12 protein-coding genes are annotated in these 10,876 nt (G+C 44.0%); 11 read left to right on the top strand and 1 reads right to left on the bottom strand.

Annotated features, from left to right (window positions below; all coding sequences use genetic code 11):
- On the bottom strand, window positions 1-375 hold a 375-nt coding region (locus AC1U9Z_RS15850), incomplete at its 3' end, for a transposase (RefSeq protein WP_479957690.1).
- Between the two features lie 338 nt (window positions 376-713).
- Here AC1U9Z_RS15850 and AC1U9Z_RS15845 point away from each other — a divergent pair.
- The 11 genes from AC1U9Z_RS15845 (at window position 714) to rlmN (ending at window position 10,874) form a co-directional block, all read left to right on the top strand.
- Complete coding sequence (locus tag AC1U9Z_RS15845) at window positions 714-1,592, top strand: YicC/YloC family endoribonuclease (protein ID WP_479958306.1); 879 nt, start codon at window positions 714-716, stop codon at window positions 1,590-1,592.
- A gap of 20 nt (window positions 1,593-1,612) precedes the next feature.
- Window positions 1,613-1,885, top strand: a complete 273-nt coding sequence (gene remA / locus AC1U9Z_RS15840) for an extracellular matrix/biofilm regulator RemA (RefSeq protein WP_333530872.1) — start codon at window positions 1,613-1,615, stop codon at window positions 1,883-1,885.
- Between the two features lie 8 nt (window positions 1,886-1,893).
- On the top strand, window positions 1,894-2,496 hold the full coding sequence (gmk, locus tag AC1U9Z_RS15835) for a guanylate kinase (RefSeq protein WP_333530871.1): 603 nt from the start codon (window positions 1,894-1,896) through the stop codon (window positions 2,494-2,496).
- A gap of 24 nt (window positions 2,497-2,520) precedes the next feature.
- Window positions 2,521-2,730, top strand: coding sequence for a DNA-directed RNA polymerase subunit omega (gene rpoZ / locus AC1U9Z_RS15830; protein ID WP_333530870.1), 210 nt, complete (start codon window positions 2,521-2,523; stop codon window positions 2,728-2,730).
- Between the two features lie 14 nt (window positions 2,731-2,744).
- Window positions 2,745-3,956 carry a bifunctional phosphopantothenoylcysteine decarboxylase/phosphopantothenate--cysteine ligase CoaBC gene (coaBC, locus tag AC1U9Z_RS15825; RefSeq protein WP_479958305.1) on the top strand — a complete coding sequence of 404 codons (1,212 nt, stop codon included), beginning with the start codon at window positions 2,745-2,747 and terminating at the stop codon, window positions 3,954-3,956.
- 1 nt (window position 3,957) lies between these two features.
- Window positions 3,958-6,156 carry a primosomal protein N' gene (gene priA, locus AC1U9Z_RS15820; RefSeq protein WP_479958304.1) on the top strand — a complete coding sequence of 733 codons (2,199 nt, stop codon included), beginning with the start codon at window positions 3,958-3,960 and terminating at the stop codon, window positions 6,154-6,156.
- Window positions 6,157-6,243: 87 nt separating this feature from the next.
- Entirely contained in the window at window positions 6,244-6,702 is a 459-nt protein-coding gene (def, locus tag AC1U9Z_RS15815) for a peptide deformylase (protein ID WP_479958303.1), read from the top strand.
- 14 nt (window positions 6,703-6,716) lie between these two features.
- Window positions 6,717-7,670: a methionyl-tRNA formyltransferase gene (fmt, locus tag AC1U9Z_RS15810; RefSeq protein ID WP_479958302.1), complete on the top strand. Its 954-nt coding sequence runs from the start codon at window positions 6,717-6,719 to the stop codon at window positions 7,668-7,670.
- Window positions 7,671-7,726: 56 nt separating this feature from the next.
- Entirely contained in the window at window positions 7,727-8,467 is a 741-nt protein-coding gene (locus AC1U9Z_RS15805; protein WP_442886060.1) for a DUF116 domain-containing protein, read from the top strand.
- A complete protein-coding gene (rsmB, locus tag AC1U9Z_RS15800; RefSeq protein ID WP_479958301.1) occupies window positions 8,464-9,825 on the top strand; it encodes a 16S rRNA (cytosine(967)-C(5))-methyltransferase RsmB in 1,362 nt (453 codons plus the stop codon). The genes AC1U9Z_RS15805 and rsmB overlap by 4 nt, the downstream gene beginning before the upstream one ends.
- Window positions 9,826-9,827: 2 nt before the next feature.
- The gene (gene rlmN, locus AC1U9Z_RS15795) at window positions 9,828-10,874 is read left to right on the top strand and encodes a dual-specificity RNA methyltransferase RlmN (RefSeq protein WP_479958300.1); all 1,047 of its coding nucleotides are present in this window, start codon (window positions 9,828-9,830) and stop codon (window positions 10,872-10,874) included.
- Window positions 10,875-10,876: the final 2 nt, after the last annotated feature.

Raw genomic sequence — 10,876 nt, 5'->3', positions numbered from 1 at the left:
TAGCCGTACAAATTCCCGGAACAGCTTTTGCAATGGGCGCACGTTTTCACGCCGGAACTCTGATATGGTTTTGTAGTCCGGTGTAAGACCCTCCAAAAGCCACATGACTTCTACGTTTCGCCGTGCTTCACGCTCCAGTTTTCGGGACGAGCGAATACCGTTCTCATAGCCATAGACATACAGCTTGCACAGTGCCTGGGGAGGATATGCCGGGCGTCCTGTATCCGCTGGAATGGTTCGTGTGAATCCCAGTTGCCTCAAATTGAGTACCTCAATGTATCGATCGATCACGCGAGCCATGCTCTCCCCATCCACCATATCTTCCAAAACCCATAGCCCACATTGTTCTCTATTTGTTCCTTTTAGGTACCCCATCTCTATCTCTCCATCCGTACTCTTCTTGCTTATATTTTACCATTTTTACTAGAGGTGGAGATGGTTTTGTAACAGTCTGCCGTCCCCGTGAGTCCCCTCCGTGAGCACCCCCCCGCTGATGCAATAACCAAAATGATCCCAAAGTAAAACATGCAAAAAGCTGACGTCTAATAAACGGATGGCTAATAATAGGGCCAGTTTGGGTATAACTATGAAAAATAGGGTTATAACCCAGTACTGGCCCTATTGCTTTACCTTACGTGATTTTTCTTAAGAATTAAAGGATAATCTAGTTTTAGGTAGAAATGATGATATATTAAAAAGTAGGTGGTGGAAAATTGATAAAAAGTATGACAGGGTACGGCCGAGGTGAGGCATCTATAGAGGGCCGTAGGTTTACAGTGGAACTAAAGTCTGTAAACAACCGTTATTGTGAAGTATTTCTTCGGCAACCCAGATCCCTAACTCCCATAGAAGATAAAATAAAACGCAGTATCCAGGCCAAAGTTAACCGTGGGCGTGTGGATGGATATATTTCAATAGAAGAGACGGGTGAAATCACCCCTTCGGTAAAAGTTGACAAAGCTTTAGCAGTGGCGTATCATAATTCAATGGAGGAATTGGCGGAATACCTGTCTATTAAAGAGAAGATCTCTATAAAGGACCTAATATCACTGCCAAACGTTATTTCTCTTGAGCAACCAGAAGAAAACCTGGAACTATGGTACCCAGCTATACAGGAGGCCACTGAGCAAGCCCTAGAGGCACTTCTAGCCATGCGTCAAACTGAAGGAGAACGTCTAAAGGAAGATATCTTGAACAGGAAGGCTACCATCGGGCATCTTACCATGAAAATAACAGAAAGAGCCCCCCTTGTTGTACAAGAATACAGAGACAAATTGTCCCAAAGACTATCCGAGTGGCTAGATAATGGCATCATTGACGAAACCCGCCTAGCAGCAGAAATAGCAATCTTTGCAGACAGAGCAGACATATCAGAAGAAATTGTACGATTAAACAGCCATTTGTTGCAATTGGACCAATTTCTCTCAGAAGGCGGTTCTGTGGGGAGAAAACTTGATTTTCTCGTTCAAGAAATGAACCGGGAAATTAATACAATTGGTTCCAAGGCTAATGATTTAGCAATTACAAAGGCTGTTGTTAACGCCAAAAGTGAACTTGAAAAAATAAGAGAACAAGTCCAAAATATTGAATAATGTAATAGGGGGAACGAAACATGGATATTAAGCTTATAAATATTGGCTTTGGCAATATTGTTTCAGCTAATCGCATTATTGCTATTGTTAGCCCCGAATCCGCTCCTATAAAACGCATTATTACTGAAGCCAGGGATAGGGGCATGTTGATTGATGCCACCTATGGCCGTCGTACCCGGGCCGTAATAATCACCGATAGTGATCATGTCATCTTGTCTGCTGTGCAGCCAGAAACTGTGGCCAATCGTCTGGTAAGTAAAGAAGCTACACAGGTTGACGAACCTACGGACTAGGTGAAAATATGACTAGGCAAGGATTACTAATCGTTATATCAGGACCTTCAGGCGCAGGAAAAGGTACCATATGTCAGGGATTGCTCAATAAAAATAAGAATCTTTGCCTTTCCATTTCTTGTACAACAAGGGCACCAAGACCCGGTGAAGTGGATGGAGTAAACTATTTCTTTATTAATAAAGATAATTTTGAAACCATGCTGGCTGAAGACAAATTGTTGGAATATGCAAAGGTTTACGATAATTACTATGGAACACCTAAACATTTTGTGGACGATAAGTTGTCCAATGGACAGAATGTAGTGCTAGAGATCGATATTCAAGGAGCCTTACAGATAAAAGAAAAATACCCCCGTGGGGTATTGATTTTTGTGGTGCCACCGGGTCTATCCCTGTTAAGGGAAAGACTGATAAAACGAGGCACAGATTCAGAGGAAGTTATTAACAAACGGTTAAAATGTGTTTGCGAAGAACTCGCCAACACCAAAAAATACGATTATCTGATTGTTAATGATACCGTTGAGGAATCGATTGAACAAATCGAGAGTATCATCAAAGCCGAAAAGTGCAGACCCTTTAATTTCGACATTGGTAAATTTATGCAAGGCTAAATACTTATAAGTGGGGTAATTACCATGATGAATCGACCTACGCTGGATGAATTAATGACGAAGGTAGATAGTCGTTATACCTTAGTTGTTGCTGCGGCAAAAAGGGCACGTAGACTTACTGAAGAAGAAATTGAAACAAATTCACCGTTAGCGATTAAGCCAGTAACACTGGCTTTGGAAGAGCTTGCCGATGGAGATATCCTATATCGACGTGTCAAAGAAGGTCATAAGTAACGGAGGTGTTATCGTTGCTGACAGGAAAAAAAATTACCGTAGGGATTACTGGTGGTATTGCAGCTTATAAAACGGCTGATCTGGTTAGCTCCTTGGTAAAAGCTGGTGCGAATGTGAGGGTTGCCATGACCTCAGCGGCCCAGAAATTTATTACACCCCTTACTTTGGAAACACTTTCAGGCAATCCGGTACATACAGACCTCTTCCCAAATGGTTTTGCTGGTGGCGTTTTACACATTGATTTAGCCCAAAACACCGATTTGCTGATCATTGTTCCAGCTACGGCAAATATAATTGGCAAAGCAGCCAATGGCATAGCGGATGATCTGGTTTCCACATTGCTGATGGCTGCCACCTGTCCCGTATTGTTCTGTCCAGCCATGAATGTTGCAATGTATAACAACCCCATATTGCAATTAAACATAGGTAAACTTAAGGAGTACGGCTGCCATTTTGTGGAACCTTCTATCGGACCATTGGCCTGTGGTACCACGGGCAAAGGGAGACTGGCCGAACCAACTGAGATAGTATATAACATTGAGCGAATGTTAACCCCCCAGGATCTGGCGGGGTTAAGGGTTCTGGTTACCGCTGGTCCAACCAGGGAACCCCTTGATCCCGTTCGTTATCTAACCAACCGTAGTTCAGGCAAAATGGGTTATGCCCTGGCAAAGGGTGCGGCTCTGCGTGGTGCTCAGGTTACTTTGGTTAGTGGACCAACTAATTTAAATGCACCGAATGCAATCGATAAGATAAGGGTTGAAACAGCAGTTGAGATGCGCGATGCTGTTTTGAAGCATTCCGATCATTCTGATCTTATTATCAAGGCTGCGGCAGTGGCTGATTATGGTCCGATGGAAATAAGCGATCATAAAATTAAAAAACAAGCAGACAACATGTCCATCCCGTTGCAAAAAAACCCAGATATACTAGGTGAATTGGGAACTCGTAAAAAGGATCAACAAGTACTGGTTGGCTTTGCTGCGGAGACCCATAATCTTGAGCGTTATGCACAAAGTAAACTGGAGAAGAAAAACCTAGATCTATTAATTGCCAACGATGTTACCCTACCTGGAGCTGGATTTGATTGCAATACAAATATTGTACGCATCTTCTGGGCTGACGGAACGATCGAACCACTTTCTAAAATGGCCAAAGAACAGGTAGCCCAGGAAATACTGGACCGAGCGATCAAGGTATTAAGGACCCGCCGGGGGGAAAATTAGCATGTTATATGCGGAGGTGGCTGTTCCTGTACCGGTTCGCTCCCTCTATCAAACCTTTCATTACGGGGTACCGGAGGCCCTTCAGGGCGAACTAAAAAGGTTCAGCCGGGTCGAGGTACCCTTTTCTGGTAGGTTCATACAGGGGTTTGTTATCGGTTTTGGCGAGCCCCCTGCCTTTAAGAATATAAAGAATATAAAACGTATGATCGAAAGAGAACCCTTTTTAGATACAGAGCTATATAAAACAGCCCAATGGATGGTACAGCGGTATTTATGCAGCTTAGGGGATGCGATCCAAACGATTGCCGGATCATCTGTTGGCAGCCTAAAGATAGAAAAAAGAAAAAAAGGATTAATCCCAACGGTAGGAAATGATTTTCTTATCGGGCTGGCAAGGGCCCCCAAACAAAAAATTGCCCTTGAGGTGGCTCTTAGGCAACCAGGACTAAATAAACAGGAGTTGGCCAAAGAAGCAAATACCTCACCAGCCATCATCAATGCTTTAATTGATAAAGGCTTACTAAAAGAAACAGAATTAACAGGGTCAGAAGACGATCAGTATCTAGGCCCTAAACCAAACCTTACAAAGGAACAAGCCATAGCCGTAACACAAATCAGTCAGGCATTGAAAGAAGAAAAACCATCTGCCTGGCTTTTGCATGGAGTAACCGGCAGTGGTAAAACAGAAGTGTACCTGAGAATTATTGAGGAGGCACTGGGGCAAAACCGTCAGGCCATTGTTCTGGTACCAGAGATTTCCCTTACTCCTCAAATGGTGCAAAGATTTAAATTGCGTTTTGGTAGTCAGGTGGCCTTGTTACATAGTGCCTTATCCCAGGGGGAAAGATATGCCGAAAAGGCACGTCTGCGTAACGGAGAAGCTAAGGTTGTTTTAGGAGCACGTTCTGCTATCTTTGCACCACTACCGAATCCGGGGGTCATCATTATTGATGAGGAGCATGAATCCTCCTATAAACAGGACGAAAGTCCTAAATACCATGCCAGGGAAGTGGCATTACAGAGGGCTGCCCAACATAAAGCGGTGGTTGTACTGGGCAGTGCAACACCGGCCATTGAAAGTTATTGTCGAGCCCGCCCCGGTGGCCCTTATCAGCTTATTCAACTTACAAAGCGAGTGGACCAAAGAAAAATGCCAGTGGTTCACATTGTTGATCTTCGCAAGGAGTTTGCTTCAGGCAATAAAAGTATTTTTAGTCGACTTTTTATCCATGCTTTGTCAGAACGTATTGAAAAAAATGAGAAAAGTATTATATTCTTAAATCGACGGGGTTACGCCTCCGTTGTTGTATGTCATCATTGTGGACAGGTCATTAAGTGCCCCCATTGTGATATATCTTTGACTCTCCACAAAGACGGATTATTAAGATGTCATTACTGCGGCTATGGCAGTCGAATTCCTCAAAAATGTCCTTCCTGTGCCAGTAGCGTCATCCGAAACTTTGGCTTGGGAACTCAAAGGGTAGAGGAAGAAATTAAAAAGCTTTTTCCCAGCATCAAAGTACTTAGAATGGATGCGGATACTACCACCCGCAAAGGTTCGCACCAAAAGTTACTTGACCAATTCATTGGCGGCGATGCGCAGGTATTAGTGGGTACGCAAATGATTGCCAAGGGTTTAGATATACCACAAGTAACATTGGTTGGGGTAGTCAGTGCGGATATAACACTGCACATGCCTGATTTCCGGGCAGCCGAAAGAACCTTTCAATTGTTAACCCAAGTTGCGGGGCGTGCCGGTCGGGGGGAAATTGAGGGCGAGGTAATTATTCAAACCTATGACCCAGAGCATTATAGTATTTTACACGCCCAACAGCATGATTTTATTCACTTTTTTCAAAAGGAAATGGCAACGAGAAGAACCTTATACTATCCGCCCTTTAGTTTTATCATTCGAATCATGTTTTCAGGCGTAAATGAAGGGGATGTACTCAGTGCAGCCCAGGCTTGGCTGGAACGCTTATCGAAAACAAGGCAAGAAACGGATTTGTCAAACATCGATATCCTCGGGCCTGCACCTGCCGGCATAACCAGGATTAATGATCGTTACAGGTGGCAACTACTATTAAGAGGTCCGGTAAGCCGGGACCTGCGAAAAATAGTTACCCTTGTTTTGGAACAATTGGGCATTCGTTATAAACAAGTCACGGTTAGCATTGATGTGGATCCGTTGACGATATAGCCATTCGCTTGTGGCCATGGCCCATGGCCACATAGTTGCAAATCAATAAGCAAATAAGCTTACGTCAATAGTGGAGGGAAATAGACAATGGCAGTATACAAAATCGTCGAAATCGGTGATGAGGTTTTAAGGGAAAAAGCCAAACCGGTGAAAGAGGTTACACCAAATATTCATAAACTACTGGATAATATGGCTGATACCATGTATGCAGCCAAAGGGGTAGGTTTGGCTGCGCCGCAAATTGGGGTTTCTAAGAGGGTTATCGTCATCGATATCGGAGAGGGTCTGATCGAATTAGTCAATCCAGAGATATTAGAAGCCTCTGGTCCCACCGTGGTAGATGATGAGGGATGTCTTTCCGTGCCCAATATGGTTGGGGAAGTAGCCAGAGCGGATATACTGGTAGCCAAAGGGCTTAATCGCAAAGGTGAAGAAGTGGTCTATCGGGTTAAAGGTTTTCTGGCCCGGGCCTTCCAGCACGAGATTGATCACCTGGAAGGAGTTATCTTTGTTGATAAAGCAAGTAATCTCCGTAAGGTTGAGTAGTTAGGGGTATTAACATGCGCATTGTATTTATGGGAACGCCTGATTTTGCTGCAGTATCATTAAAAGCCTTGCTTGAGGCAGGACAACAAGTGGTGGCGGTAGTTACCCAACCTGACAAACCAAAAGGCAGGGGAAAACAGGTGCAGGCACCACCTGTCAAGGTTTTGGCTGAGGCCTATGATTTACCTGTTCTTCAGCCAACCAGTGTTAGGACAAATGAATTTTTGCAAATAATGGAAGAAATCAATCCGGAATGCATTATCGTAGTGGCCTATGGAAAAATATTACCGTCGGAGTTGCTGGACTTGCCTCCTAAGGGTTGCATTAACGTCCATGCATCCATATTACCCTATTATCGGGGATCAGCTCCCATCCACTGGGCGATCATTAATGGAGAGACAGAAACCGGGGTTACAACCATGTATATGGATAAGGGAATGGATACCGGCGACATGATCCTGAAAAGTTATCTGTCCATCGGTTCAGAGGATACAGTGGGAGAAATACATGATAAATTGGCGGCCCAGGGGGCAGAATTATTATTAGAAACCACTCGCTTACTGGAACAAAATCGGACACCCAGGACACCCCAAAATAATGATTTGGCCACCTATGCACCGATGTTAAAGAAGGAAAACGAGTTAATTCAATGGCATACTGGTGCTAACAAGATTCATAATCATGTGCGGGGCATGAACCCCTGGCCTGTCACTTATACCACTTGGGGAGATAAAATATTAAAGATATGGCGCACAGCCCTGCCACCCCAAGGGAATAATGCTGCTGAACCAGGTACAGTCTTACAAACGAATTCTTCAGGTATCTTGGTACAAGCCGGACAAGGACAAATTTTGATTAAAGAATTACAGCTTCAGGGTAGTAAAAGGATGGAGGCTGAGCAGTTTCTCCGGGGCAAACAGTTACTTTCTGGCACGGTTTTAGGAAAAGAAGGGGGGGGGGATCACTGATAACACAGAGTCATGTCCAGGCACCACAAGTACGCAAAAGATTGTTCCTGGGCCTGTTGGCTGCAAGCTTAGTCATTGTAGGTCTAACGATCTTTACGATCTGGTATCTGGTCTATCATCCCACCACTTTGTTACAGCAAACGGTATTGGTTGCCCTGGTTGTGGCTATTATTTTAGCCATTATTCTGGTAGGCTTTGGCCTTGGTGGTATCGTCTTAACCATTTGGCTGGCCCAAACGATTAAGCCTTTACAGCCTTTGATGCGGATTGCCATGTCGTCATTGTTTCCCTTTGCCATTGGCCTGGGCAGGCTTTTTAAAATTGATACCGATAAAATTAAGAATTCTTTTATTGAGGTAAATAATGAACTGGTTAGGACCAATACGCCCAATCTGGAACCAAGGCAAATTTTATTATTAGCACCCCATTGTATTCAGGAATACACCTGTCCCCATAAGGTGACGAATGATATTAACAATTGTAAGCACTGCGGCAAATGTAAGGTTTCGGAACTACTAGACTTAAGGGATAAATACGGTATTCATGTGGGGATTGCTACCGGCGGCACCCTAGCACGCAAACTTGTTAAAGAGCATCGGCCAAAGGCCATCGTAGCAATAGCCTGCGAAAGGGATCTGTCCAGCGGTATACAAGACTGTAATCCAATTCCAGTACTAGGTGTACTGAATGATCGTCCCTTTGGGCCATGTATTAATACATCGGTATCCACACTTGGAGTGTCAAAAGCGATTGAGTTTTTTCTGGGTAACCGGAAAGGGGAAGAGAGGATCAATTGAAAAATATAAGTGCCAGAGAAATTGCACTTCTAGTAAGTAAAGCGGTAGAAGATGAAGGTGCTTATGCTAACCTTGCCTTAAATAAATTACTAGAAAAGTATCAGCCCGGCAAATTAGACCGGGCTTTTGCCACAGAGATTGTTTACGGGATATTAAGGAACCTCAATACCATTGATTGGGTTCTGGCCCATTTTCTTAAACAACCCTTGGCATCACAAACAATTTACATAAGAAACATCCTAAGAATGGGCACTTACCAGATTATGTTTATGCCGAGGGTCCCAGATTCTGCTGCCTGCAATGAATCCGTAAATTTAGCTAAAAAATATGGTCATGCTGGGGCAGCCAAGTTTGTCAATGGCGTTTTACGAAATGTAGCAAGGCAACAGCAAAGCTTGACCTATCCAGACCCCAAAGAGTCACCGGTTGACCACATTGCTCTAAAATATTCACATCCTACCTGGTTGGTGGAAAGATGGTTAAAAGAATATGGTTTTGAGCAAACCGTTGCCCTCTGCCAAGTTAATAATCGTCCGGCACCGAATACTGTGCGAACAAACACGTTGAAAATATCCCGACAGGATTTGATTGACAGATTAAAAGAAGAAGGAGTGGAAGCAAAGGAAACCCAGTATGTACCAGAAGGCTTAAATCTGCATGGTTTTTTGTCTTATCGGAGTCTCAAGCCATTCCAGGAAGGTCTATTTCAGGTACAGGATGAAAGTTCCATGTTGGTGGCCCATGTTTTAAATCCTTCCTCAGGGGCCAAGGTGTTGGACGTAGCAGCTGCTCCGGGTGGTAAAACAACTCATTTGGCCCAAATAATGGGTGATAGTGGGCAAATTATGGCCTTTGATTTACATAAACATAAATTAGATTTAATTATAGAGAATTGTCAACGACTAGGCATCCACTCCATCCAAGTCGAAGTAGCCGATGCCAGAGATTTAGACAAAAAATATCAGGGCTGGGCAGACTATGTTTTAGTTGATGCGCCTTGTTCCGGGCTGGGGGTATTAAGAAGAAGGGCGGATGCCAGATGGCGCAAAGATCCTAGTCAATTGCCAGGTATCATAAGATTGCAAAAGGAGATTTTGCAATCTGCTGCCCAATGCTTACGGCCGGGCGGAGTTCTGGTTTATAGTACCTGTACGATCACAAGGGAAGAAAACATAGGGGTTGTGGAAGACTTTCTCAAGGGACATCCCGAATTTACCATGGGGGATCTGAGACAATTCCTACCACCTGGCCTGGACCAGGAAGAATCGGCCGAACATGGTTTTTTGATGTTATTGCCCCATATTCATGGCATGGATGGCTTCTTTATAGCCCGCATGAGAAAAAAAGGATTTGAGTAGAAATGCCTAGAAGTATCACGGATAAAGTGAATTTAAGGGACTTAAATAGACAGGAAATGAAGGAGTTTTTCTTAAGCCTAGGGGAAAAACCCTTTCGGGCAGATCAGGTCTGTCGTTGGGTTTTTGCTCAGGGGGTTACCTCCTTTGCCGAAATGACGAACCTACCCAAGGTCTTGCGAGACAAACTGGCAGAAGTAGCTAAACTGAGCCAACCCACCATATTAACCAGCCAAGTATCGGCAAAGGGTGATACAAGAAAATATTTATTTGGGCTGCCAGATGGCAATGCAGTTGAATGTGTACTAATGAAACATTCCTATGGCAATTCAGTATGTGTTTCTACCCAGGTGGGTTGCCGTATGGGCTGCTTTTTCTGCGCCTCAACCATAAATGGTCTGGTAAGGAATCTTACCCCAGGGGAAATTTATGACCAGGTAATGGGCATCCAAAGGGATACTGGGGAAAGGGTCAGTCATATTGTTATAATGGGTTCAGGGGAACCCTTGGACAATTATGAAAATGTAATGAAATTTTTGGAAATCGTCAATGCGGAGTATGCCTTAAATATTGGCTATCGTCATATCACCCTTTCAACCTGCGGAATTGTGCCAAAGATGCTGGAATTGGCAGAGAAAAAGCTCCCCATTACCTTGGCGGTATCTTTGCACGCCCCCAATGATGAATTGCGTGATCAATTAGTTCCCATGAACAGAAGGTATAATATAAAGCAGTTATTGGCAGCATGTTCTGAATATATCAAAATTACCGGCCGCCGCATAACCTTCGAATATGCTCTGTTGGCTGACGTAAACGACAGTGACCGACATGCCCGTCAACTGGCAGAGGGATTAAAGGGCCTAATGTGTCATGTCAATCTAATCCCGGCCAATCCGGTGGAAGAAAAAGGTTTTCTGAGAACACCACCGGAAAGAGTGGAAAGTTTCCGTAACTATTTAGAGGAAGCCGATCTAAATGTTACCGTCCGCCGGGAACTAGGCACGGATATTGATGCCGCCTGCGGACAACTCAGGCGTAGATTTGAAAAATAAAT

The organism is Desulfotomaculum sp. (assembly GCF_982386235.1).
The sequence above is the reverse complement of the archived record's forward strand: the minus strand, read 5'-3'. Positions and strand labels throughout refer to the sequence as shown.

What these genes read in the sequence shown, in the direction of transcription:
- rlmN (WP_479958300.1), top strand. Translation starts at nt 9,828, where the DNA reads ATGCCTAGAAGTATCACGGATAAAGTGAATTTAAGGGACTTAAATAGA.
- fmt (WP_479958302.1), top strand. Translation starts at nt 6,717, where the DNA reads ATGCGCATTGTATTTATGGGAACGCCTGATTTTGCTGCAGTATCATTA.
- gmk (WP_333530871.1), top strand. Translation starts at nt 1,894, where the DNA reads ATGACTAGGCAAGGATTACTAATCGTTATATCAGGACCTTCAGGCGCA.
- priA (WP_479958304.1), top strand. Translation starts at nt 3,958, where the DNA reads ATGTTATATGCGGAGGTGGCTGTTCCTGTACCGGTTCGCTCCCTCTAT.
- rpoZ (WP_333530870.1), top strand. Translation starts at nt 2,521, where the DNA reads ATGATGAATCGACCTACGCTGGATGAATTAATGACGAAGGTAGATAGT.
- remA (WP_333530872.1), top strand. Translation starts at nt 1,613, where the DNA reads ATGGATATTAAGCTTATAAATATTGGCTTTGGCAATATTGTTTCAGCT.
- def (WP_479958303.1), top strand. Translation starts at nt 6,244, where the DNA reads ATGGCAGTATACAAAATCGTCGAAATCGGTGATGAGGTTTTAAGGGAA.